At 68.9% G+C, this 23,105-nt stretch carries 28 protein-coding genes; 20 read left to right on the top strand and 8 right to left on the bottom strand.

The features are described 5' to 3' along the window. Positions 1 to 51: 51 nt before the first annotated feature. From ACQPWU_RS60250 to ACQPWU_RS60170, 17 genes are all read left to right on the top strand, one after another. Positions 52 to 306, top strand: coding sequence for a hypothetical protein (locus ACQPWU_RS60250; RefSeq protein ID WP_433445653.1), 255 nt, complete (start codon positions 52 to 54; stop codon positions 304 to 306). Continuing rightward, on the top strand, positions 303 to 1,142 hold the full coding sequence (locus tag ACQPWU_RS60245; RefSeq protein ID WP_433445651.1) for a hypothetical protein: 840 nt from the start codon (positions 303 to 305) through the stop codon (positions 1,140 to 1,142). Before ACQPWU_RS60250 ends, ACQPWU_RS60245 begins: the two co-directional genes overlap by 4 nt. Positions 1,143 to 1,180: 38 nt before the next feature. Beyond that, a complete protein-coding gene (locus ACQPWU_RS60240; RefSeq protein WP_433445650.1) occupies positions 1,181 to 1,642 on the top strand; it encodes a hypothetical protein in 462 nt (153 codons plus the stop codon). After that, a complete protein-coding gene (locus ACQPWU_RS60235; RefSeq protein WP_433445648.1) occupies positions 1,642 to 2,082 on the top strand; it encodes an HK97 gp10 family phage protein in 441 nt (146 codons plus the stop codon). The genes ACQPWU_RS60240 and ACQPWU_RS60235 overlap by 1 nt, the downstream gene beginning before the upstream one ends. 16 nt (positions 2,083 to 2,098) lie before the next feature. After that, positions 2,099 to 2,602: a hypothetical protein gene (locus ACQPWU_RS60230; RefSeq protein WP_433445646.1), complete on the top strand. Its 504-nt coding sequence runs from the start codon at positions 2,099 to 2,101 to the stop codon at positions 2,600 to 2,602. Between the two features lie 13 nt (positions 2,603 to 2,615). Continuing rightward, positions 2,616 to 2,849 carry a hypothetical protein gene (locus ACQPWU_RS60225; RefSeq protein WP_433445645.1) on the top strand — a complete coding sequence of 78 codons (234 nt, stop codon included), beginning with the start codon at positions 2,616 to 2,618 and terminating at the stop codon, positions 2,847 to 2,849. Then, positions 2,849 to 3,334 (top strand): hypothetical protein, encoded by a 486-nt coding sequence (locus ACQPWU_RS60220; RefSeq protein WP_433445730.1) that lies wholly within the window; start codon positions 2,849 to 2,851, stop codon positions 3,332 to 3,334. Before ACQPWU_RS60225 ends, ACQPWU_RS60220 begins: the two co-directional genes overlap by 1 nt. After that, positions 3,331 to 3,828, top strand: coding sequence for a hypothetical protein (locus ACQPWU_RS60215; protein ID WP_433445728.1), 498 nt, complete (start codon positions 3,331 to 3,333; stop codon positions 3,826 to 3,828). The genes ACQPWU_RS60220 and ACQPWU_RS60215 overlap by 4 nt, the downstream gene beginning before the upstream one ends. Beyond that, complete coding sequence (locus ACQPWU_RS60210; protein ID WP_433445727.1) at positions 3,750 to 4,139, top strand: hypothetical protein; 390 nt, start codon at positions 3,750 to 3,752, stop codon at positions 4,137 to 4,139. Before ACQPWU_RS60215 ends, ACQPWU_RS60210 begins: the two co-directional genes overlap by 79 nt. Further along, on the top strand, positions 4,126 to 7,647 hold the full coding sequence (locus ACQPWU_RS60205) for a hypothetical protein (RefSeq protein WP_433445725.1): 3,522 nt from the start codon (positions 4,126 to 4,128) through the stop codon (positions 7,645 to 7,647). Before ACQPWU_RS60210 ends, ACQPWU_RS60205 begins: the two co-directional genes overlap by 14 nt. Then, complete coding sequence (locus tag ACQPWU_RS60200) at positions 7,644 to 9,488, top strand: hypothetical protein (protein ID WP_433445724.1); 1,845 nt, start codon at positions 7,644 to 7,646, stop codon at positions 9,486 to 9,488. The genes ACQPWU_RS60205 and ACQPWU_RS60200 overlap by 4 nt, the downstream gene beginning before the upstream one ends. Positions 9,489 to 9,497: 9 nt before the next feature. Continuing rightward, positions 9,498 to 9,956: a hypothetical protein gene (locus tag ACQPWU_RS60195; protein ID WP_433445722.1), complete on the top strand. Its 459-nt coding sequence runs from the start codon at positions 9,498 to 9,500 to the stop codon at positions 9,954 to 9,956. Then, a complete protein-coding gene (locus tag ACQPWU_RS60190) occupies positions 9,940 to 10,461 on the top strand; it encodes a hypothetical protein (protein WP_433445720.1) in 522 nt (173 codons plus the stop codon). The genes ACQPWU_RS60195 and ACQPWU_RS60190 overlap by 17 nt, the downstream gene beginning before the upstream one ends. Before the next feature lie 40 nt (positions 10,462 to 10,501). Further along, complete coding sequence (locus ACQPWU_RS60185; RefSeq protein WP_433445718.1) at positions 10,502 to 10,852, top strand: hypothetical protein; 351 nt, start codon at positions 10,502 to 10,504, stop codon at positions 10,850 to 10,852. Positions 10,853 to 10,974: 122 nt separating this feature from the next. Then, a complete protein-coding gene (locus ACQPWU_RS60180; protein ID WP_433445717.1) occupies positions 10,975 to 11,721 on the top strand; it encodes a DNA-methyltransferase in 747 nt (248 codons plus the stop codon). Then, a complete protein-coding gene (locus tag ACQPWU_RS60175; protein WP_433445716.1) occupies positions 11,709 to 12,473 on the top strand; it encodes a peptidoglycan recognition protein family protein in 765 nt (254 codons plus the stop codon). Before ACQPWU_RS60180 ends, ACQPWU_RS60175 begins: the two co-directional genes overlap by 13 nt. Before the next feature lie 93 nt (positions 12,474 to 12,566). Next, the gene (locus tag ACQPWU_RS60170; protein ID WP_433445714.1) at positions 12,567 to 12,839 is read left to right on the top strand and encodes a hypothetical protein; all 273 of its coding nucleotides are present in this window, start codon (positions 12,567 to 12,569) and stop codon (positions 12,837 to 12,839) included. Between the two features lie 220 nt (positions 12,840 to 13,059). On the opposite strand, the gene ACQPWU_RS60165 is transcribed toward ACQPWU_RS60170, so the two are convergent. From ACQPWU_RS60165 to ACQPWU_RS60135, 7 genes are all read right to left on the bottom strand, one after another. Further along, on the bottom strand, positions 13,060 to 13,284 hold the full coding sequence (locus ACQPWU_RS60165) for a hypothetical protein (protein WP_433445713.1): 225 nt from the start codon (positions 13,282 to 13,284) through the stop codon (positions 13,060 to 13,062). A gap of 192 nt (positions 13,285 to 13,476) precedes the next feature. Further along, complete coding sequence (locus ACQPWU_RS60160) at positions 13,477 to 14,616, bottom strand: hypothetical protein (RefSeq protein WP_433445711.1); 1,140 nt, start codon at positions 14,614 to 14,616, stop codon at positions 13,477 to 13,479. After that, positions 14,613 to 15,533 carry a lactate/malate family dehydrogenase gene (locus ACQPWU_RS60155; RefSeq protein ID WP_433445710.1) on the bottom strand — a complete coding sequence of 307 codons (921 nt, stop codon included), beginning with the start codon at positions 15,531 to 15,533 and terminating at the stop codon, positions 14,613 to 14,615. Before ACQPWU_RS60155 ends, ACQPWU_RS60160 begins: the two co-directional genes overlap by 4 nt. After that, positions 15,530 to 16,714 (bottom strand): hypothetical protein, encoded by a 1,185-nt coding sequence (locus ACQPWU_RS60150; protein WP_433445709.1) that lies wholly within the window; start codon positions 16,712 to 16,714, stop codon positions 15,530 to 15,532. The genes ACQPWU_RS60155 and ACQPWU_RS60150 overlap by 4 nt, the downstream gene beginning before the upstream one ends. Positions 16,715 to 16,848: 134 nt before the next feature. Beyond that, a complete protein-coding gene (locus tag ACQPWU_RS60145) occupies positions 16,849 to 17,052 on the bottom strand; it encodes a hypothetical protein (RefSeq protein WP_433445707.1) in 204 nt (67 codons plus the stop codon). Further along, complete coding sequence (locus tag ACQPWU_RS60140) at positions 17,046 to 17,930, bottom strand: SAM-dependent methyltransferase (RefSeq protein WP_433445705.1); 885 nt, start codon at positions 17,928 to 17,930, stop codon at positions 17,046 to 17,048. Before ACQPWU_RS60140 ends, ACQPWU_RS60145 begins: the two co-directional genes overlap by 7 nt. Before the next feature lie 1,006 nt (positions 17,931 to 18,936). Continuing rightward, complete coding sequence (locus ACQPWU_RS60135) at positions 18,937 to 20,139, bottom strand: helix-turn-helix domain-containing protein (RefSeq protein WP_433445704.1); 1,203 nt, start codon at positions 20,137 to 20,139, stop codon at positions 18,937 to 18,939. 112 nt (positions 20,140 to 20,251) lie between these two features. Here ACQPWU_RS60135 and ACQPWU_RS60130 point away from each other — a divergent pair, with 112 nt between their 5' ends. The 3 genes from ACQPWU_RS60130 to ACQPWU_RS60120 all read left to right on the top strand — a co-directional run bounded on the left by ACQPWU_RS60130 (position 20,252) and on the right by ACQPWU_RS60120 (position 22,438). Next, positions 20,252 to 20,950 carry an HAD family hydrolase gene (locus ACQPWU_RS60130; protein ID WP_433445702.1) on the top strand — a complete coding sequence of 233 codons (699 nt, stop codon included), beginning with the start codon at positions 20,252 to 20,254 and terminating at the stop codon, positions 20,948 to 20,950. Positions 20,951 to 21,381: 431 nt separating this feature from the next. Continuing rightward, positions 21,382 to 22,236: a helix-turn-helix domain-containing protein gene (locus ACQPWU_RS60125; protein WP_433445700.1), complete on the top strand. Its 855-nt coding sequence runs from the start codon at positions 21,382 to 21,384 to the stop codon at positions 22,234 to 22,236. Positions 22,237 to 22,240: 4 nt separating this feature from the next. Then, positions 22,241 to 22,438: a DUF397 domain-containing protein gene (locus tag ACQPWU_RS60120; protein ID WP_433445731.1), complete on the top strand. Its 198-nt coding sequence runs from the start codon at positions 22,241 to 22,243 to the stop codon at positions 22,436 to 22,438. 55 nt (positions 22,439 to 22,493) lie between these two features. Here the strand turns inward: ACQPWU_RS60120 and ACQPWU_RS60115 are convergent, their stop codons facing one another. Continuing rightward, on the bottom strand, positions 22,494 to 23,105 hold the full coding sequence (locus ACQPWU_RS60115; RefSeq protein WP_433445698.1) for a DUF2637 domain-containing protein: 612 nt from the start codon (positions 23,103 to 23,105) through the stop codon (positions 22,494 to 22,496).

The raw sequence follows: 23,105 nt of genomic DNA, 5'->3' as shown, positions 1-23,105 counted from the left end.
GAGGGCGGGATCCAGCGGGATCCCACCCTCTTCCATCGGAAGGAGGCGGCCGTGCAGCGCGCCGCGCAGACGTTCCACATGCCCACCCGCGAGGGGTGGCGCACCATCGCGGCCGGCAGCGAGCTGGCCGACGACGATCCGGCGGTCACGACCGCTCCGCAGTACTTCGTGCACGTCCCGGATCCGGCCCGGGCTCCGAAGCAGGACCAGGGCCCGGACGAGCCGTCCCCGGACGACCCGCCTGTGATGCAACCGCCCGGGAAACCGGCCCGGCGTGCGTCGCAGGCCCGCAAAAGCGGCTCATGAGTTTCGACCTCGGCGACCCGGTGCCCCTGTCGGTCACCATCACCAACGCCGCCGGCGCGCCGGAGAACGCCGGCAACGTCGCTCTCACGATCACTCTGCCCGACGGCACCGCCCACAGCCAGGCATCGGTGCCCGGCACGGATGGCGCCTACGGCTACATCTACGAGACCGTCCAGGCCGGGCTGCACCGGGTGCGCTGGGTCGCGACCGGCGTCAACGCCTGCGCCTTCACCGACGTGATCGACGTCGAGCCGGCCGATGGCGCGCCGTTCATCAGCCTGGCCGACACCAAGCACTTTCTGAAGAAGGACCCGGCGCGCACCGAGGACGATGAGGCGCTGCGCTGGTTCATCGGCGCGGCCTGCCAGACCATCGAGGACCGGATGGGCTACGTCAGCCCGCACACCGCGGTCGCGAATGTGTCGGCCCGCCGCGGTGTGATCGTGCTGCCGGACCGGCCCGTCATCTCGGTCGTGAGCGTGGTCCGCCTGCCCGGCGGCGAGGTGGTGCCGGCGGCCGACCCACTGGCCGGGACCGACGGGTACGAGCTGAAGCACGACGAGGGCGTGCTGCTGGTGCCCGCCTGGTGCGGCGCCGCGCGGGTGACGACCCGCGTCGGCCGCACCCCGCTGCCGCAGAACTTCCGTCTGGCCGGGCTCGAGCTGACCGGCCACCTGTGGCAGGGCTCGCAGCACAACAACGCCGGCGGCCGCCCGCGCGTGGGCGATGCCGCCGCTGTCGCCGCCAGCATGCACCCGTTCGCGCTGCCCTGGCGAGTCACGGGGCTGCTCGGGCTGCGCAAGGACCAAGAGCGCGATGAGCCGCTCATTCGCTGACCCCGCGACTAGCAAGCACGACCAGGAAGGCCTGCCGCATGTTCACCGTCCCTGCTGTCATCGACGCCCTGGTGGCGCTCGCCGAGCGCGCCTGGCCGGACGTCCAGGTGCTGGACGGCGGTCCGGTCACGGACGTCGAGACTGACGTGATCGAGATCGGCTACTCCGGCAGCAGCGACGAGCCCGACGTGCGCGCCGCGCTGACCAGTGAGCAGCTGGACCTGAACCCCGACCACGAGTCCTACGACGTGATGTGCCTGTTGTCGGCCTGGCGCGGGGACGCACACCGCGACGGGAAGCCCGACGCCGGCACCACCCGCGTCCGGGCGTTCGAGCTGCTGGCCGGGATCCGCGCCGAGCTCGACCGGGACTCGCGCCTGGGCGGCACGGTGCTGCGGGCGCGGATGTTCACGCTGGACATGGCGGCCGATCAGACCCACGCCGGGCCCGTGTGCACGATCCGGTTCGTCGTGCACGTCGACGCCTACTCGGCGGCGTGATGGCCGAGCCGACAGACCCCACCCAGGCGATCCGGCAGCTGAATCGCGAGCTCGGCAAGTTCCCGGCCGAGCTGCGCAAGGCGATGCGGCCGGCGCTGAAGACGGCCGCCGAGCCGATCGTCGCCGACGCCAAGCTGCGCGCGGCGTGGTCGGCCAGGATCCCGCGCGCGATCACGCTGTCGATCCGGTTCGCCAGGCGCGACCCGGGAGTGTCCCTGCGGGTCCGGTCGGCTGTGGCGCCGCACGGCCGACCGTACGAGGGCATCACCGGCGCGACCAGCTTCCGGCATCCGCTCTTCGGGCGGCGCGGCGCGCGCGACTGGCAGGTCCAGAAGACCCGCCCGTACCTGGCCCCCGCGGTCGAGGCCGGCCAGTCCGGCGCCCTGGCGGCCGCCGTCGCGGCGATCGACAAGACGGCACGGGACCTGGGGTTCCGATGATCACAAAGGAGTGCTGATGACCTTCAGAATGTCGTCGTCGTTCAAGCTGGAGGCCGAGCTGTCCTCCGCGCTGGACCTGACCACGGCCTCCGCGCCGCTGGCGATCAATCGCCAGCTCATCCTGGCCCAGGGGACCGGTGCCGGGCAGGCCGACATGATCTACTCCGACCGGGTCACCATCCCGGCGAGCGGCACGCAGGCCGTCGACCTGGCGGGCACCCTTCCCGGGCCGCTGGGCGGGACGCTCACCTTCGCGAAGATCAAGCTGGTCCTGGTCTCCGCCCTGGCCACGAACACCAACAACGTCAACATCGTCAGCGACGCCACGAACGGGCCGCTGTTGTTCATGGCCAAGGGCGACGGCTACCCAGTCCGGCCCGGCGGCATGTTCCTGGCCTACGACCCCTCGGCCGCCGGGACCGTCGTCACCGCCGGCACAGCCGACCTGATCAATCTGATCAACTCCGGCGCCGGTACGCCCGTGACGGCCGACGTCGTCATCATCGGCGCCTCGGCGTAAGGGAGGCCTGCGCATGGAAACCGTGTGGATCACCCACCCCAACCTCGACGGCCGCACGATCGAGGTCAGCAAGCAGAGCCTGCCGCACCACCAGCGTTCGGGCTGGGTCGAGACCGACCCGCCGCCGCCCCCGCAGCCCCCGCAGCGGCCCGACCTCCAGTCCTCGGAAGCCCCGGCAAATGCCGGGGCTTCCGCTTTGCCCCAGCCGCCGAAGAGTCGGCGCAGCACCTCCAGGAAGGATGACTAATGGCCGCCACGCCGATCACTCCGGCTAAGAGATTTTTCAGGCCCGGCATCACCAGGTGCCTCTGGCTGCCGACCATCGCCAACATCCTTGCGGTGACCCGGGCCGAGATCAACGCCGGCGTCGACCTGTCCAAGGATGTCGCCGACATCCAGGGCTGGCTGGTCGCCGGCCAGGCGATCCCGACCCCGGACCTGAACAGCCGCTTCGTCGGCAACATCCCCGGCCTGACCAACGCCGACCAGTCCAGCATCACCTTCTATGAGGGCGAGGACGGCCAGGACGCCCGCACGCTGATGCCGCGCGATGCGGAGGGCAACGTCGTGTGGATGGACGGCGGCGACGTGCCCGGCCGGTTCATGGACGTGTTCGACGTCCGGGTGCTGTCCGTCGGCAAGATCCGCAGCATGGGTGCCGAGCCGGGCCGGTTCACCACCCAGTACGCCATCGCGTCCGAGCCGGCCGAGAACGTGGTCATCCCGGCATGAGCACCAGCGACCGCCTGCTCAACCGGCCGCGCCTGTGCGCCGAGCATCCGATCCGGATCGACGACGACACCGAGGCGCGGCAGGAGGTTGAGCAGGCCCGCTTCACCCTGGCCCTGCTGCAGACGCAGAGCGAGGTGGACGAAGGCGCCCTGAAGAAGGCCCGGGCCGCTCTCACCCGGGCACAGAAGAAGCTGCGGGCCTGCTACGAGTGGATCCCGCTGCGCGCGATGGAGGTCGACGCCTTCGAGGCGCTCGTGGGCCAGCACAAGCCGCGGCCGGACACCGCCGACAAGGTGTGGAACGACGAGACGTTCCCGCGCGCATGCCTGCTGGCGTGCGACGAGTCCGGCCGGTCCGAGGCCGACTGGGAACACATCTTCAAGCACGTCCTGAACGGGCCCGAGCAACTCGAGCTGTGCAACACCGCCATCCGCATCAACGCGCGCACACCCGACGAGAGCCTCCCAAAAGGCTGGGCGCGGACAGGACCCTAGCCCTGGAGCTGGACGTCTGCGCTGCCTACCGCATCCCGCACTCGGAGTTCCTGCGCTGGTCGGCCGACGACCGGGACAAGGCGATCTGGCACCACCTGTGGAAGCGCCAGACGTGCCCGAACTGCGACACCCGCCGCGACGAGTGGGACGAGTCTCGCGGTGGCCACCGCCACGCCTACGCCGGCGAGAAGCGCCGGTGCCGCGGCTGTGAGGTCAAGGCGGCGACCCAGGCCTCGATCGTCCCCGAGGACGGCGAAGGGGTCTACGTCGTCCTGGTGCCCAACGAGGAGGTGCGGCGTGCCAACGCGTGATCTGATCATCGCCCTGCGGAGCAAGTGGGACGGCTCGGGCACCACGAACGCTGAAAAGGGGCTCTCGGCTGCCGAGGAGTCGTCCAAGAAGTTCACGCGCGCGCTGGAAGGCTTGGAGCGTCAGGCCCGTCAGCAGGGGGCGGCGATGACGCAGAACGCGGCCCAGGCCGACAGGTTCGGTCGGCGGCTCGAGGACGTCGGTCGGACCGCGATCAAGACCCGCCGCCTGCTGGAAGACGCGACCAAGAGGCTGCCGAAGATCGACGTCGAGGCGGACCTGTCGCAGCCGGAGAGGCAGCTGGCCGGCCTGGCGCAACGCCTGCGGGATCTGTCCGGCAAGCGGCTGGAGATCGACATCGACGCCCGCGACGCGGCGGCCGAGGCGGCCAAGATCCGCCGCGAGCTGATCGCGCTGGCCGAGCTGAACCCCGAGGTGGTCGTCAGCGCCCAAGTCGAGCGGGCCGTCCGCAACCTCGACAAGGTGGAGAGGGAGGCCCGCGATCTCGACCGCCGGATCAACGTCCGGGTGGATGTGGACGGAACCGCGGCCGCGGCCGCGCTCGGCATGATCCAGGCGGCGCTCACCGCGGTGCGCAGCTCCGGCGTTGCCTCGGGCGCCACCGTCGCCGCGGCGATCGGTGCGCTGCCCGGCGTGGCCGCGCTGGCCACGCAGGCGGTCGCGGTCGGGCTCGGTGGCGCGCTGGCCGGGATCGGCCTGGCCGCCGCGCACGGGTCGGATGCCGCGCAGGACGCCATCGGTGATCTGAAGGAGGCCGTCAAGCGCGAAGCGACCGCGATGGGCGTCCCCTTCGAGCACGTGTGGACCGTGATCGTTTCCGCCGCTGAGCGGGAGCTGGGTGAGCTGTCGCCGGTCGTGCGGCGCAACCTGGCCGAGCTCGCCCCCGAATTCGAGGACTTCGCCAAGCAGGGCATCGACTCCCTGTCGGAGCTGTCCCCGGCCATCGATGGGGTCGAACGTGCGTTCGAGGCCGTGCTGTCCCAGGTCGGCCCCCGCATGCCGGAGATCATGCAGCACCTGGCCGCCGCGATCCTCGAGATCACCGACGCGGTCGAGGAGAACCCGGGACTCCTGGCAGATTTCGCCGTCAACCTCGCGAAGGTCACCGAGTGGGCAGCCAAGGCGACCGTCTCCCTCGGCAGCTTCGTGAAGTGGAGCCAGGAGAACGCGGGCGTGATCAAGGCGTTGATCGCCGTGACCAACCCCGCCGCCGGGGCGCTGACCCTGTTCGCGGATGGGGCGGGCGAGGCTGGACGGGAGAGCCTCAAGCTGGGGAAGGCCAGCCGGGACGCGGCCGACGACGTCAAGATCATCGGCGACTCCTCCGACGAAGCCAGCCAGAAAATGCGCGAGGCGTGGGCCGGCGCCTACGCCGAGTTCGCCAAGTTGGGCAGCCTGCTGTCGTCGGCCAAGGAGAGCGCCTCGGCCCAGGACGAGCTGGCGCAGGCACAGGCGCGCGCGGCCGAGGTGCAGCGCGCCGGCGCCGAGCGGATCGCGCGGGCTGAGCGCAATCTCGCTGACGCCCACGAGCAGAGCGCTGAGCGGGTGGCCGCGGCCAAGCAGCGCGTGAAGGACGCCCACCGCCAGGCGGCCGAGGCCGTCGCCGCGGCCCAGGACCGGGTACGCGAGGCCGAGGCCGGCGTCGCCACGGCGGTCGAGGAAGGCGCGCGCCGGGAGGCCGACGCGCAGCGGCGCCTGGAAGACGCCCGCGAGCAGGCGGCCCGCGCCGCCGAAGAGGCCGGCCGCCGGGTCGCCGACGCCGCCCGCCGGGTGGCCGACGCGCAGCAGGACGCGGCGGCCCGCCAGGTCGACGCCGACCGGCGCGTGGCCGACGCCCACCGGCGGGTCGAGGACGCCGTCGAGGATCTGACCGCCGCCCGCGAGCGCGCGCAGCAACGCCTCGAGGACCTCATCGCCGCCGAGTCGAACGCCGCCCTCGATGAGGAGGGCGCGCAGATCGCGATCGAGCGGGCCAAGGAACGGCTGGATGAGATCAATGCCGACCCGAACGCCTCGAGCCTGGACCGGCGCGAGGCCGAGCACGCCTATCAGGAGGCGCTGGAGCGGCTGCGCGAGGTCCAGCGCCGCAACGCGCAGCTGGCCGAGGAGCTGGCCGACGCCCAACAGCGCGGGATCGACGGCTCGGCCGAGGTCGTCGACGCCATCGGCCGCATCGAGGACGCGCGGCGGGCCGAGGCCGAGGCCGAGGCGGCCGCGGCACGGCAGCGGGAGGAGTCGGCCCGCGCCGTCGCCGACGCTGAGCAGGCACTGGCCGACGCGCAGGCCGAGGCCGCCCGGCAGCGCCAGGACGCCGCGCGGGCCGTCGCCGACGCCGAAGGCGAACTGGACCGGACACGGATCGAGAACGCCAAGGCGGTGCAGGAGGCGCAGAAGCAGGTCGCCGACGCTCAGGCCGACGCCGCGAAGGTGGCCCAAGACAGCGCCCGGCAGGTCGCCGAGGCGCAGGCCGAGCAGACGCGCGCCGTACGCGACGCCGCCCGCGACATCGCCGAGGCCGAGAAGGCCGTGCGCGACACCCGCCAGGAGGTCGCCCGCGACACCCGCGACGCGAATGACTCCGTCCTTGAAAGCTGGGCGAAACTCAGGGGCGACGCCAAGCTGACCAGCGCCGAGCTCCTGGCCGAGCTGGAAACGCAGGTCAAAGATCAGGAGCAGTGGCGGGCGAACATGGTCAGCCTGGCTGGCCGGGTGCCGCCGGAGATGCTCGCCGAGCTCGCCGAGCTCGGCCCCGGCGCCGCCGGCATCGTGGCCACCGCCGCATCGATGAGCGATGCGGAGCTCGCCAAGTTCATCGGCCTGTACGGCCGGTCTGGCAAGTCGGCCGGCGACGAGTTCGCCAAGAACCTGCAGGACGCCGAGGAGGTGCTGCGCAACATCGGCTACCGGCACGGCCAGGCGGTCGCCGACAAGGTCCGCGAAGCCATGGACAACGGTCGAGTGAGCGTGTTCGAGGCGGCGCGGCGGGTCGGCCTGTCGATCAACGAAGGCCTCATGGGCGACCGCGTCATCACGGTGCGGACCGAGGTTCAGGAGTTCGGCGCGCGGAAGTCGTGGCAAGCCGACGGCGGCATCCTGACCTACGCCAACGGCGGCATCCGTCACTTCGCGGGCGGCGGTGAACACCACGTCGCCCAGATCGCCTCGGCGAACACGATCCGGATGTGGGCGGAGCCGGAAACGCAGGGCGAAGCGTACATCCCTCTCGCGGCGAGCAAGCGGGCCCGCAGCGAGGACATCCTGAGCGAGGTGGCCGACCGGTTCGGCGGCATGTACCTGCGCCCGATGGGCACCCTGTCGCCGCCGAGCTGGTCGGCGGCCGCCGGCGGCGCGGCCGCGGCCACGATCGTCAACTACAACGTGACGGTCCAGGGCGGCATGGACACCTCGGCTGCGATCGGCGCCAAGGTGGTCGAGTCGATCCAGCAGTACGAACGCCGGAGCGGCGCCGCCTGGCGGAGGACGACATGAGCCTGCCCACCGTCAGCATCGACGTGATGTTCGACAACACCCTGCCGAGTGGGAATGCTCGCGTGAATACGCTCGAGGGCGGCGTCAGCGGGACCACGATCACCACGGGCAACAGCGGCGGCGCCAGCGGGAATGCCTTCAACAACATCGCGGGCAGTCCGCAATACTCGAGCACGCAGGCCTACGCCAGCGGCCTGTCCGCATTCAACCCGAGCGCTGGTGTCGACTGCCACATCGACTGGACCGGGGTGGCCCAGGCCGGGGACGTCATCTGCGCCAGGTTCTACCTGTACCTGGTGTCGGCGCCGGCGGGTGCTCAGCGGGTGTTCGTGCTGCTCGGGCCAGGCAATGCCGTGGTGTCGGCATTGTGGATGTTCTCCGACAGGTCGCTGCGCTTGTACCTGGGGTTCAGCACGTCGGTCGCGGCCATGCTCGCCAACCCGGTGCCCGTCGGGCAGTGGGTCAGGATCGAAGTCAGGTACACGATCAACGCGCTGGGCAACGGCACCGCCGAGTTGTATCTGTACACCACCCCGTCTTCCCCTTTCCATACCGACTACAACAGCTCCGGCACGCTGGCGTGGCCGGGCGGGAAGCCCCAGACCACTGAGTTTCATCTGCAACGGGACGCTGGCGGCTACTGGCATATGGACGGCCTGGCCGTTGGTGACAGCAAGATCGGGCCGATCGCGGGCACGTGGACGGATGTCACCCCGTGGGCGAAGTGGGGCATCGAGACGCGCCGCGGTTCCTCCCGCGTCGAGTCGCCGCGGATCAGGTACGACGCGGGCACCGCCAAGTGCACGCTGGACAACACCGATCGGCGCTTCGACTCGACCAACCTGGCCGGTCCGTACGTGACCGGAGGCCGAAGTCGCGTCACCGCCATGAAGCCCATCCGCTACCGGGCCACATGGAACGGCATCACATACAACCTGTGGCGCGGCTTCATCGACGAATGGGACATCGAGCACATCGCCGATGTCTCCTCCCTGGTTACCGTGACGGCTACCGACGGCTTCAAGGTGCTGCGCAATCGCAAACGTCCGCCCGTCACGTCTGTCGGCGCGGGTGAGAACGCCGGAGCGCGCGTCACTCGCATCTTGGACGGCGTCGGCTGGCCACTGGCCGACAGGGCCATTGCGACCGGCAACAGCACGCTGCAGGCCACCACGCTCGAAGGCGAGGCGCTCGCCGAGCTGCAGGCCGTCGCTGAGTCGGAGATCGGCGAACTGTACATCGACGGGAGCGGCAGGGTCGTCTTCCGCAACCGGCAGGCCATCATTTTGGACGCCCGCAGCAGCACCGTGCAGGCAACGTTCGGAGTCGCCGGCACCAGGACGCCGGCGCGGGCGAAGCTCGTCACCGACGACGTGACCTTCTACAACGAGATCCGCGCCGCCCGGGTGGGCGGTGTCGAGCAGGTCGCCGGTGACCCTGCCAGTCAGGCGGAGTTTCTCGTCAAGACGTTCCAAGCGTCGGACCTGCTGCTGCAGTCGGACACCGAGGTCGAGGCGTACGCGGGCTGGATCCTGTACGTCAGCAAAGAGCCCGAAGAGCGGTTCGACGCCATCGAGATCCACGCGCACGCCGACCCTGACACTCTCTTCCCTCACGTTCTCGGCCGGGAGATCGGCGACCGGATCCGAATCATCCGGCGGCCGTCCGGAGGCGGCGCCCCGATCCAGCGCGACGTGTTCATCCGAGGCATCACGCATGTCACCGGTCCCGGCACATGGATCACGACATGGACGCTGCAGTCCGCGACCAAGTACGGCTCGTTCTTCACCTTGGACAACCCGGTGCTCGGGTTGCTCGATTCCAACGCGCTCGGATATTGAGGAGTGAGGGTGCCAGTTCGTTCTCCCCTACGTTTCGCCGAGGATTTGTTCCCCGCGCCGAACCCCATCCGGCAGTGGGAGCACTTCTGGGAATACCTGGACTCGCAGCGTGCTGCGCTCGGGAAACCGCTCGTCCCCAGGCCGACCGGCCACAACCCGGACGTCATCGCCAAAGCCCGGGTGGATGAGGGGCGCTGGATCGCCGACTGCCCGTGGCGGTGCGGGGCCGCGTTCACCCTTCCCCGGGACGCGACGTGGATGTGGTGCACCGAGTGCGCCGGCGGCGGATGGGGCTTGTCGTGCGCCCTGAGGTGGCCCGAGAACATCGACGCTGTCACGTCCAACGTGTCCACCTGGCCCGCCATCCTGCAGTTCTGGCCTTGCGCCGCGTGCCGGAACCGCGAGCAGCTGTGCGAGCTGTGCGACCGGATCGCCGGCAAGGAGGTATCGCGTGGCAACGCTTCCTAATCCTCGTACGTGGGTCGTCGGGGAGCTGCTCACGGCCGCGAAGCTCAACACCGACGTGCGGGACGGGCTGAACTTTCTGCTGCGACCCCCGCTGTTCCACGCCAAGCAGTTCGGATCACAGTCGATCCCGAACGCCACCTTCACCGACATCACGTTCGGTGTCGGCTCGGAGGAAATTGACAGCGATGGCGGTCACGTCGACTCGCCGAACCCCGAGCGATACGTGGTGCAGACCGCGGGCTGGTACCACGTGGAAGGCATCGTGGGCTACCAGTTCAACGCCACCGGTTCCCGCTACGCCGTTCTGCGGACATTCGGTGTCGACAAGTTCCAGGTAGCGGTACGACCCCCAGCGGATACTGAGACGTACGTCCCCATCCACGGCTACTTCCCCTGCGCCGTGAACGATCAGCTGACGATATCCGCCTACCAGACAAGTGGCGGAGCGCTCAGCACCTCGCAACTGCGTTCCAGCTTTAGCGTCCAATGGGAATACAAGACGTGACCGACCGCCCCGGTTGCCGGCCACGTCATGAGGAGCGCCGGTGACCGACCAGCAACCGGGCAACGAGGTACAGCTCGCCCTCGCGAAATTGTCCGAGATCACCGCGGTGGGACTGGCCGAGATCAAGGGCCAGGTGGCGCTCCTACTGCAGCGAGCCGATCACGCCGACTGGCGTGTCGATCAACTGGCCCAGCGCCAGGACGCTGACCGCGCCGTCACGCAGGGCGCGATCGACAAACTCGAGGTGCGTGTCGACGCGATCGAGCGCGAAGGCGTGACCCGCCCCCAGCTGGCAGAGAGCCGCCGGCAGACTATTGGCATCGTCAGCGTCATCGTCGCCGTCATCAGCGTCATCGTCGCCGCGGTCGGCATCGTCATCGCCCGCATCTGACCCACAAACTCCTGGCCCCGGCTCGTCCGGGGGGAAGCCGGGGCCAGGCCCCCCGGGATGTCCACCCCTCACTTTGACTCGCTCACCCGCCAGCGGGTGTACGCGACCCGAAGGGGAGACCAGTGTCCTGGACCATCCACCACGGCGATGCCCTTGCCGTGCTGTCCACCATCCCTGCCAACTCTGTCGATCTGCTGCTGGCCGACCCGCCGTACAACTCCGGAGGCCGCACCGCCAACGAACGTGCCACTCAGACCGCCCGCGACAAGTACGTCTCCGGCGATGCCGGGCACGCCCTGGCCGACTTCGCTGGCGACAACCGCGACCAACGCGGTTACACGTACTGGCTCACTCTGATCCTCGCCGAAGGCCTCCGCGCGACCAGGCCGGGCGCCTCCTGCCTGGTGTTCTGCGACTGGCGGCAGACCGCCGCCACCTCTGATGCGCTGCAGGCCGCCGGCTGGACCTGGCGCGGCATCATCCCCTGGCGCAAACCCATTAGCCGGCCGCAGCGCGACGGCTTCCGTCGAGAGTGCGAATACATCCTGTGGGGCAGCCACGGCGCCCCCTTCCGCCACGACACGCCGATCTACCTGCCCGGCCTGGTCGAGGGCTCCCAGCCCCGCGGCCGCGAGCGCCAGCACATCACCCAGAAGCCCGTCGAGATCCTGCGCCAGCTCGTCCGCATCTGCCCGGCTGGCGGAACTGTCCTCGACCCGTTCGCCGGATCCGGCTCCACCGGTGTGGCCGCCCTCGCCGAGGGCCGGTCCTTCATCGGCGTGGAGCTGACCGAGCACTACGCCACCGTCGCCCGTCGGCGCCTCGCCGAGGCCGATCACGGACAGGAGGACACCTCATGCCGTACCTGACTCAGCTCGCCGCCATTGCCCGCCGCACCGGCTACCCCGTGACCGAGGTACGTGGGTGGCAGACCCGCGGCCACGGACCACAGCCCGGGGTGCAGGGCATCGTGTGCCACCACACCGCGGGCCCCGCCGGCGGCGGCGACTACCCCTCGCTCGCGGTGGTCCGCGACGGCCGCCCTGGCCTCGACGGGCCGCTGTCCCACATTGGGCTCGGCCGATCCGGCCACATCTACGTCATCGCCGCCGGACGTTGCTGGCACAACGCCCCCTCGACGTCGGCGATGCACACCAACTCCGCCTCACTCGGCATAGAGGCGGAGAACGACGGCCGCCAGCCTTGGCCCGCCGAGCAACTGGACGCCTACCACCGGTTGTGCGCCGAGCTGTGCAAGGAGTTCGGCCTGTCGGCGAGCAGGGTCAAAGGCCATAAAGAGGTCAACCGACAGAAACCAGACCCGCATGGCATCGCCATGGACGACTTCCGCGCCACCGTCGCCCGCTTGATCAAGGCTGGCCATGACGGCGATGGTGACGGCTGGCCGGGCAGGCTTCTCCGCTACCCGCCGGTAACCCGCGGCGAAGACGTACGGGACTGGCAGCAGGCCGCCGCACGGCTGGGCTATGAAATCGACATCGACGGCGCCTACGGCGCGGGCTCTCGCGAGGTGTGCCGGAAGATCCAGCGCGACGCGGGGCTCGACGATGACGGCATTGTCGGGCAGCTCACCTGGGCCGCCACTTTCCATGCCCGATGACCTGGCGCGGCTGTATCTGCTGCGCGCCTCCCAAACTCCAGGTCACCCGTGTCCCCATACGTGGCCGGGCCCATCTCAACCCGAGGAGAAAGCATGCGTCTGAACCGGACCATTCGCGAACCCCTGCTCCTGCGCGGCGCCATCGCTCTGCTTCTGATGGGCGCCGTACGGCTGTGCATCGCGCTTGGCGTCATTCCGCCCGAGTGGGCGCTGGACGAGGCCCGCGTCGAGCAGATCATCGACGGCGCCATCGTGGCATGGGCCTGGTTCTCCGGACGACGCACCGTCACCCCTGTGGCCGCGCCCCGCGACCGTGACGGGCTGCCTCTGGTGCAGCTGACCAGCAGGCCGCCGAACCGTCTGTAAGCGCTGGCGCGTAAACCTCGGCCGCGCCACTCCACCATGGAAGACGCCCCCGCCCATGATGGGCGGGGGCGCCATTCTCCTGTCTGTCGGTCGGAAGGGGCGCGGCGGCGCGGGAGACCCCAAGCAACCCCCTGGGCCCTCAACCACGCCGCCGCGCGTCTATGGGGGCGCTGTTCTCGGATGAGGCCAGCACCGGACTTTCAGGGCAGCCAGGGATCGGTCATGGACGGAGTCCTTTCCGGCCCTGCGAGCAGGCAGGGATGTAGCAGCGAGGCATGAGCGCTGCGGCCAGGAGTGGGTACGAGCGGCGGCGAATCTGGCATGCGGCGCACATGAGGGCCGGGTCGCTCTCGGCTATGAGGACCATGCGGTCGACGATGGGCTTGGCGCTGACGGCGATGACGATCAGCCCAGCCAGTGAGAGCACGTCATCTGCGGAGAGCACGCGATTCCTCCTTCCGGGGGGAGGCGCGGCGGCGGGACCGGTCGAACGGAGCGCCACCGCGCCTGTTCGTGCCCCGGCCCGCAACCATTCGCAGGCGGCGAGCCGGGGAGCTTCAGGTGGTTCGTCGGCTGGGGCGGGTCGACGCCCTCTCCCGCAGACTCGAGGCCTTCGCCTGCTCGGCGGTCCTCGTCCCTACGACACGTCCGCGAGGACTGCGTCCAGCACCTTGGCGTTGGCCGCGACGTCGTGCGTCAACACCACCGAGTGGTGCGGGAGCGCCTGGAGGCGAGCGGCGGCGTCGGAGCGGGAGGTATCGCTGCCGCCGATCGGGGCGCGGACGAGTTCGAACACGTCGGGGTAGCGGTCTTCGGTGGCGCCGGCCATGAAGTCGTCGCGGGACAGAGAACGTGTGGCCGCGGCCTTGTACGGTTGGGCGGCTGTCGGGTCGACGTGCGGGAACAGCAGCGCGGCGGCATCGCCTTCCTGCGCGAGGTCGATGCCGAACCAGTGCGTGAACTGGATCGGCCAGATCTGGGCCTTCAGCTCCTTGTTGCCGTCCCACAGCGGGGTGCGAAGCCCCTGAGTGAGGGCGTCGCTGACACGCTGATGCTGGGTGGGGTGGAGCTCCTCCCCGCCGGCTAGCCGGTCCCGGATATGGTCGTACCAGCCGAGCGCGTCGAGCAGGCCGAGGCCGACGGCGGCGGCGGATGGCCATGGCAGCACGCGTACGCGGTCGTCCTCGACGCGGACGAAGACTCGGTCGTTCGCAACCAGGTCCCATTCGCCGCCTCGGGTGAGGGTGAGCGCGAGGGTGGTTTTGCCGGAGCCCTTGTGTCCGAAGACCAGGACGACGCGGCCTTTGCGAGAGATGGCAGAGGCGTGCAGGAGAGACCAGCCAGCGCGGATGAGCTGGCCGCGGATCATCTCACGGGCAAGGCGGGCGGCGGCGGTGGCGAGCCCTTCGCTCGAGCTCTTCCCGGTGGTGATGTCGAGGAGGTCGACCTCGGGCAGCGACTTGAAGGCGAGCCGCTCGTCGGGTGAGACGGCGACGATGCCTTCGAGGACGTGGGTGACAAGCATCGGCTTGCGGGCGTAGGTGATCTCCGTATGCGGCAGCCGAGTGATCTTCTCGGCAAGTTCGGCGTAGGTTCCGGGGTCGTTGATCGTGGTGAGTTGCGGGCCGCGGAACGCCTCGTCGATGGGTACGGTCTCCACTGTCCATGACGGGGTGAAGTAGCGGCGGGCCCAGTCGGTGACGGTGGAGGAGCCGACGATGGCGATGTCGGCTTCCGCGGCCCGCACACGCACAGCGGTGGCGTCTTTACTGGTCATCCTGCGATTTCCTTCCGGTTCGATGCGGCAAGGTCAGTGAACGCGGCGGCGAGCTTGGCCGCCGCCGCATCCAGCTGCTGGGACTCTTCCGGGGAGAGGTCCGGCAGACGCGGCTCCGCCCGGCCCGCGCGGAAAACGATCGGCTGGCCGAGCCAGACACCTCCACGCCATGGCCGGCTCAGCTCGACCGTGCCGTCAGTGTCTCCCAGGGTGTGGCGGAGCGCGGTGATAACGGCGCCGGCGGGGCCGGTGCGGGTGCGGCCGATGCCGGAGCTGATCCGGGCGGGCCGTTGCGCGAGGGCGGCGCGGATCCTGGCGAGCGGGATCGGTCCGGGCGGCGGCTGGTGGTTGAGGGTGGTGGTGGATGCGCAGATGACGGCGTGGTCGCCGTGCTCGCCGATGACGTGACCTCCGATGGCGGAGGGAGGCGCGTTCCAGTGGGCGGCGAGGAGGAGCCGGTAGCGGGCGGTGTCGAGGCTAGAGCCAATCCCGTAGAGGCGGGGGTGGCCGGACTCCTCGGCGACGAGCCGGGCCATGAGATCGACCGGGTTGGTGACAACCAGGATCACGCCGGGATGGCCGTGGACGATCTGGCGGGCGATGTCACGCAGGAGGAGCGCGTTCGCCGCAGCTCCGCCCATGCGTACGTCGCTGGTGTTGGTGTTGGTGAAGTGATCGCGTACGGCGATCACCACGGCCTGGCAGTCCGCGAGATCCTGCGGGAGACATGCGCGTGGCCGGGCCGGAGAGCCGAGAGCGGTGCGCATGTCGTCCAGGTCGGCCGCGAGCGCGTCGGCCTGAACCGTGGTGCGGGACGCGACCAGGAGTTCCTGCGCGAGGCCGGAGGCCACGAGTGTGCCCGCGACAGCCTGGCCGACCGCGCCGGCGCCCAGGATTCCGACGGTGAGGCCGGTCATGCCAGGACCCCTTGGACGGCGCGGGACAGGGCCGACTCCCACACGCTGGCGGTGCCGTGGCGGCCGAGGGCGGTGGCGGCCTTGTATACGACGGTGGCCACCAGCAGCGGGCGTCGGGCGACGGCTTCGCCTTGGCGGGGCAGCGGCAGGTCGGGCGGCGCGGTGAGGTAACTGGAGACGATGCTGATGGTGTCCATCAGCCACAGCGTGGTCAGGTTCCGGAGCCAGCGGGTGGGCTGGGCCGTTGTGCGGGCGTGCTGCTCGACCACGGCGGACACCCCGGCGAGGACCTTGCCGAGGGCGGGCAGGTCCATGTCCGTGACGGCCTGCAGCAGGGTTCGGCTGATCAGCCGGGCGAGGTCCTCGGCGTGCCAGGCTGTGCGAAGGCCCGGGTCCAGCAGCAGCGGCGGGGCGCCGCTGTCGGGGAAGAGGGCGTGCTCGGGTTTGAGGTCGCCGTACGCCACCACCATGGGCGAGACCGGAGGGCGGCATTCCAAGAGGACTGGTATCGAGGCGCGCAGCAGCGCCATCACGGCGCGGCGCTGCTCGGGCTGGACGCGGTGGGCGCCGATGGTGCGGGCGTAGGCGTCCCCGTCCGGTCCGGAGAACTTCCGGGTGAACGTGGCCGCGATGCCCCGCTGGTCGATCGAGCCCACCCTGTCCAGGTGGCGGTGGTCCAGGGCGTGGAGATCGTCCAGCTCTGCCAGAACCATCCCCAGGAGGGCGGCGGTCTGGCCGGGATCGGATGCCAGCCGTGCCACGAGGCTCTGCCCGTCGGCGACTTCAGTGAACAGTACTCCGCCGTGGACGCCGGCCAGCGAGCACACCTGCGGGCGGCCGAGCTCGGCGAGGAACGTGAGCTGGGCCGCCTCGCGGCGCGGCAGATTGTCGGCGCGCGCGGCGTACGCCAGCTGCGCGCGCTGTACGTCGGGCATGGTGCCGTAGAGGCCGCGCAGGATCGACACGAGCGACACGCCCAGGATCGACGCCTTCGCGAACAGGCGCCGGTCGCCGATCAGGACGCGCTGCACGTAGCCGGTGACGCTCGGGACATGCCCTAGCAGGGTGACGGGCTCGCCGGGCCATAACGTGGTGGCCGCGTCCTTGATCTGGCCGGCCGCGAAGTCGAACAGGTCTGCCGTCTGCACACCGTCGGTCACGTGCGGGTGGGGTGAGGACATGGCGGGCTCTCCGTTCTGCGGAGCTGTAAGGAAAAAGGGCGGCCCCGGCACCCAGACGCGGTTATGGGTGGGGCCGAGGTAGCCGGGGCCGCCCGCCCCTGCCCGCAGCCATTCGCAGGCAGCGGGCGAGGGAGCTATCGGGGCTGGTGGTTGTCGAACGCGCCGTGGCCGGCGCCCGGCCGTGGCCGGCTCGGGCACTCCATCGCGAAGAGCACGCCGGGCTGGGGCTGGACCGCGTCCCAGTGCTCGGTGACGACCATGCCCTCGTATCGGGTCTTGACAATCCGTGTGCCGCAGTGCGCGCACTCGCTTTCGGGCGCCTGGAGAACTGTCACCATCCCTCCTTCGCGTATCCCGCGAGCGAGCGCCGATCTGGTAGGAAGCCAGCCACCGCCGCGTACAGGTGGGGCGTGTCGGCGTCGTCGATGGCCAACGTGACGTCGTCCGGATCATCGGGGGACCAGGCATAGGTCTTGACCAGCCCAGGAGGCAGCAGCGCGCACCCGCCGAGCAGCTGCAGGATCTCCGGCATGGTCCGCAGCACGACCGGGCTGACGCGCTCGGCGTACACCTGGATCGCTTTCGCGATCTTCTCCTGCGGCAGGTCGTCACGCCGCGCCAGGCTGAACACCATCAAGCTGCCTGGCGCCGACCGCTCTCGCAGGTCGCCGATGAGCTGGCGGACCTCCTCATCGCCGAGGAAGTGCCATACCGCCCCCATGATGAACGCGGTCGGCACCCGCGAGTCGATCACTTTCTGCAGCAGCGGATCGCCCAGTACGGCGTCGACGTTGCGCAGGTCGTGCTCCACAGTGACCACGCCTTCGGCGCGGCACAGGGCGCGCAGGTGGCTGCACACCGTGGCGTTCTGGTCGACGTAGGCCATGCGGATGCCTTCCGCAGCCTCTGCGGCGACCTCGTGCAGGTAGGGCTCGATCGGATAGCCCGAGCCCAGGTCGACAAACTGCCATATCCCCGCTCGTGCCAGGTCCCTTACAGCTCGTCGCAAGAACCTGATGTTCGCGTCGGCGACCTGGGGCAGCCCGGGGAAGATCTTCAGTAGCTCGTCTGCGAGCTCCCGGTCCTGCCCGTAGTTGTCCTTACCGCCGTGCAGCGCGTTGTAGACCCTGGCTTGACCGGCGGGAAGCACCGGCCCGCCGTCGACGCGGCCACCGACGAAACCTCCTTCGACACAGACATCAGTTAGATCCGTCATGCGGACCTCCTCTGGAGCGGCTGGAGTTCGTCGACCTGGCAGATGGGAGGCGCGGCGGCGCTGGATGCCTGGATCGCTGCGCCGCCGCGCCCGCTTGAGGCCGACGCACCCCACGGGGAGGTGGTCGGAACACGGTGTAGCCGCGCCGACGGGCGGATCGACGGGCGCGCCGCGGCCACCTGCGGCATCTGACGGCCCAGGCCCAGCCGGCGCCGGGCAGCCATCCGCGCCCGCACCTGCGCGACGGTCGGATGCTCCCATCCGTGATGCGAGCGGTGAGAGAGGGACACATCGTCATGGGCGTATGGGGCGCTTCCGCACCATCTGCACCCAAGCGGCATCGGGGGCTGATCCGCGTGCCAGCGGATCCGGATGGCTCTAGGCTTCTTCACGGGTCAGGAGGTCCTTCCTGATCAAGGGGCCCGTACGGCGCGGCGAACGCCTGCGGGCCCCGCTATCTGTTCAGACATCCGCGCGTCGACGTCGGAACGCCGATGGGCGCGGTCAGTGGTCCCGTCTCCGCTCGAGGCGCGAGAAGGGCGTTCCGGACGCTCTCCAGCGCTGCACGCAGCGACCTGGAGCCCACGCGTCGCGCCGATAGTCTCGGCAACGTGAGCCAGTACCGCCCGGGCGGCATCTGCCGTTGAGCTGGGGGGACGACGATGCGGCGCCTAATGTCAAAGACCCGCCTGTCGGGCAGTTCCCAGTCGTCAGCCACACCAGTGGGCACCAGGAAGTACAGGGCACGTTCGGCAGGGTCGACGATGACCGGCGGACTGGCGCTGGACATGCGCTGAAGCATGGCCAGGCCGACGTGCCGTGGCACGCGGATGCCATCCCAATCAGCGACTGAAAGCGCCATCGGAGTGCTGGCATCGGCCTGCGCTGCGTCTGCCATGCCTTGCATGATCACCGTCTCTGTCCGTCGAGCGACGTTTCCTGAGACGGTAAGGACATCCGCAGGCCGTTACCCGAACTGTGGGTTCGGGTAACCAGCAGCTAGGAATCACACAAGACTCAGGCGCTCCGCCAGCGCATCGACCTGTCGCCGGTACGTAGGACGTACACGACGACGGAGGCGGGTGACCATGTCCTGAGCAAGCGGGTTTCTGGCCAAGTCCTCGGGTGCAATCTGTTCGAGGTCGAGAAGATGTACCAGCACGGCCGGATCCTCACGCCGCAAGTCGTAGCAGCGAGCAACCTCCAAAAGGAACGTGAAGCGCCGCTCGATGGACGGTAGGCGGGTAGTGTCGATCTGATCCGCAACGCGCAGAGCTTCCCCGGCCTCGCCAGCTTCCATTTCGATGCTTACTGCGTGGAGCTCGACATTGGTGGGTCCGAATACCGTCCACATCGCGTTACCTTCTCCAACGTGCTGGGCGCGTGGGGCGGCGTGGTCGGAGAGACGATCGCGTGCTTGCAACCACTCCTTGCGCCGGGCATTGGCGACTACGGCGACCAACTCCAGTGCACCTGCCATCGCAATCGTGTCTACATCCTCCGGTACGGCACGCAGTCGTTCGATACCTTGGAGCGCGATCTGTTCGGCTCCCTCGTACTCGCCATCGGCGAGAAGTACATGCCCTAGGTTCCATTGCGCCGCAGCCATGCGAATCGGATCATCAGCGTCCTCGGCTGCGCGCAATGCTCGATCCGCCACCATTAGCGACAGATCGACTCGCCCGGCCCGGCGGCAATACGAGCGGAGCATGAAATAGAGATCTGCGGCCGTTCGCAAGACTTCCCGTCGTGCAGCAGCGTCCGAGTTAAGACGGTGAATGCGTACGGCGCGTTCCGTGTCGATGATGAGGGCGGGGAGAACGGTGGCCACCTCTGTGTACCGATTCGGGCTGGTCTGCCACGTTAGCCAGGCCGATTCCACACGCTCACGTAGCTTGGCCGGCGTCACGTGGCTGGAAGCGCCCAACGGTCCGTATCCCATCAGGGCAGTGACCACGCTGTCCGCAATGTGCGGGATCTCTGCTGGCAGCTCGTTTTGAGACCCTGCCAGCAGAGCCGAGATCGGAACTCCGAGTTCGGTAGCGAGAGCATGCAGCACTGGCAGAGAGGGGAGCTTCAGGCCACGCTCGATTTGGCTGAGATACTCCTCGGTAATGCCGCATAGTCCGGCTACTGCGGCTTGTTTGCGCTGCTTCTTTTCCCGCCAGTAGCGGATCCGCTCGCCAACGGGAAGCGCCGAAGCACTCATCCGGCCCCCTTTCTGCCGATGCATCGAGCGTAGACGGTACCGAGCCTCCGCGGACGGTTCCGGACGAGTGTGTGACAGTCTGGAACGCATCGGGTGATGGCTGGAGGGATCTATGGCAGCACGCCGAATCGTGCTCTGGGACATCGACCACACACTCATCGACACGAGGGGGGTGGGTCGTGAGCTGTCAGCACAGGCGTTTGAGCAGGTGACTGGCGTGCCAATGCGCAAGCAGGCGAAGATCGACGGAATCACCGAATCCGTGATCTTCCGGGAGACGGCAAAGCTGCATGGTCTGAAGACTGGTCGAAAGGACTTCGAGCGCTTCGCCTCAGCGCTCACCAAAGCACACTTCGCGCGAGCGGCCGATCTACGGGAGCGCGGCCACGCTCTGCCCGGTGCGGTTGCGGCCTTAGACGCGCTGAGCGCGATGCCTGGGGTTTTGCAGACTGTGCTGACCGGTAACGTTCGTACGGTTGCCAAGATCAAGCTCCAGGTCTTCGGTCTGGATAGGCACATCCGTTGGGATATTGGCGCATACGGCGAAGACGATGAAGTTCGTGCCGAGCTGGTGCGTATCGCTCTTGGACGGGCTGCGTCCGTGCTCGGGGAGCCGGCCGCGCCCGAGGATGCAGTGCTCATCGGTGATACGCCCGCGGATGTGGAGGCTGCGCTCGAAAATGGCGTGCCGGTGGTCGCTGTGGCATCAGGGCGCAGTTCCGTTGATGAGTTGCGCGATGCCGGCGCCGTTCGCGTCCTGCCTAGCCTTGTGGATACGGAGGCGGTCGTGGCCATGGTGCGCGAGGCGTAGTCCGTTCAGCGCGCCGGCAGCTCCCCTCGGCGGGTAATCCTCCCCCTGAGCGTTAAGAGGGCAGGATTCCGGTCCGCCGCCCTGAGTCGCAGCTCAGGAACAGAACCATCTGGATTCCAGACGCCTAGGGCGGGGAAGCGGTTTACAGACCGATTCCGATTCCTCGGGAATCCGGGCACCTGTATGCGGGCCGCTGTATGGTTGGCGCCTAGGCGTAAGGGCTTGGTCACAACCCCCGCCAAGCAACGTGGTCCCCCGGGCATGATCACCCCAGTGATCGGGCTGGGAGGTTTGTTCACCGGACGATCATGCCCTGGGGCCACTCCCGCATCATGCTGCACTGTTGCCCCCTTTTATTGCAATGCACAGTGCAGATTCACGTTCTAGCTGCAGTTGTTCAGGTCCGGCGTGGTGTTGGAAACTGTCTCGGTATGACGGAGACGATCAGGGCGTCTTTGCAGCTCATGCGTTTAGCTCGTGAACTCCGGCAGTTGCGCGAGCAGGCCGGGCTCACAGCGGAGTCAGCTGCGGATCGGCTTGGCTGGTCCCGCTACAAGGTCACGCGCATTGAGACATGCAAGACCAGGCCCACACCGCTGGACGTTGCGGCGGCACTGAACGTATACGACGCGGCCGCGTCCGCGCGGGCTGCGCTGATGCGGTTGGCGCACGAGGCGCGCAACAGCAGCCGCGCCTGGTGGACGAAGTATGGCGACGTGCTCACTGGCGCGTTCGTAGGTTTGGAGGACGCGGCCGCGGCGATCCGGTCGTGGCAACCGCAGCTCGTCCCCGGACTACTGCAGACAGAGGAGTACGCCCGCGCTGTCATCAGCGTGTTGCGGCCCGAGGATTCCCCCGAGCTGATCGAGCGGCGAGTGCTTGCCCGCATGCGCCGGCGAGAGCTGCTCGACCGGGATGATGCTCCGCGCCTTCAGGCGGTGATCTCCGAGGCGTCGCTCGTGCGTCCGATTGGGGGCTGGCGCACGATGGGCGAGCAACTGCGCGCCCTGGCGACCGAGGAGCGGCCCAACGTCGAGCTGAGGGTGCTTCCGTTCGACATCGGCGCCCATCCGGGCCTCGAGGGGCCATTCGTGATCCTAGGCTTCCCTAAGGACGTATATCCGGACGTGGTCTACCTGGACCACATCAACGACGATGTGCTCGTGGAACCACTGGTCGCCGGCTACCAAAGGCGGTGGTCCAGTTTGATGAGTGCATCGCTAGATCCGGGTAAATCCCGGGAGCGAATAGTTCAGATCATGGAGGCTCACAGTGATCAAAGCTGACGCAATCAGTGCCGGGTCCGCGAAATGGCGTAAGTCCACATACAGCGGTGGCGGCAACGACTGCGTTGAGGTTGCGACCAACCTGCCGGGTGTGGTTGGTGTCAGGGACAGTGAGAACCCTGGCGGTCCTGCCCACTGGTTCACACTTTCACAATGGCGAGCGTTTATCGCTGGCGCACGCGCCGGTGAGTTCGACGTGTGACGGAATTCTAAATATCAGCCCCCGCCCGGAGTCAGCCGGGCGGGGGCTTGCGCGTTCAGGTGGCTGCGGCCAGCTCACCTTGACGATCCTCGTCACTCGCGCTCGCCTGTTCCACGATGGCAGCCGCCCACCGGCGAGAGCGGCCGAACCGGCGGGCGAGCTCGCGCTGGCTGAGTTTCTCGCCGGCCTCGACGCTCGCAAGGTAGGCGGCGAGTGCTTCCCGGTCCACCTGGTCCGTGTCGGCGTCGATCTGGTTCGCGGTGGCCCGGGCGTCGGCCCGGAGCAACCACATCAGCAGCTCGTACGAGCCGACCAGTGCCACGGCGGGCCAGGCACTGACGATCGCGCCGATGATGCCGTTCCCCCAGCCGTGCGCGACGTTGGCGCCGAGGGTGGCCACGATGCCGAGGCCCAGGAGGACTCGGGCCAGGACTGGCGCAGGTTGGCCCAGGCGGGCCGCCTGCAGCAGCGCCATGCTGGAGGCGTAGACGAGCCCGTCGACGGTGAGGGGGACGAGCACCGCGGTGAGGCCGTTCTCGCCGTGGTCAATAACGAGCTCGTAGGCGTGGCGGTAGGAGACGATGGCGGCGACGGCCGCGATGAGGAGGACGACGAAGATCGTCGAACCTTTGATCACTGCGTCGGGGGATGGGTGAGGGATCTTCAT

It is taken from the genome of Nonomuraea sp. CA-141351, assembly GCF_050944675.1.
Taxonomy (GTDB): Bacteria; Actinomycetota; Actinomycetes; order Streptosporangiales; family Streptosporangiaceae; genus Nonomuraea.
The sequence above is the reverse complement of the archived record's forward strand: the minus strand, read 5'-3'. Positions and strand labels throughout refer to the sequence as shown.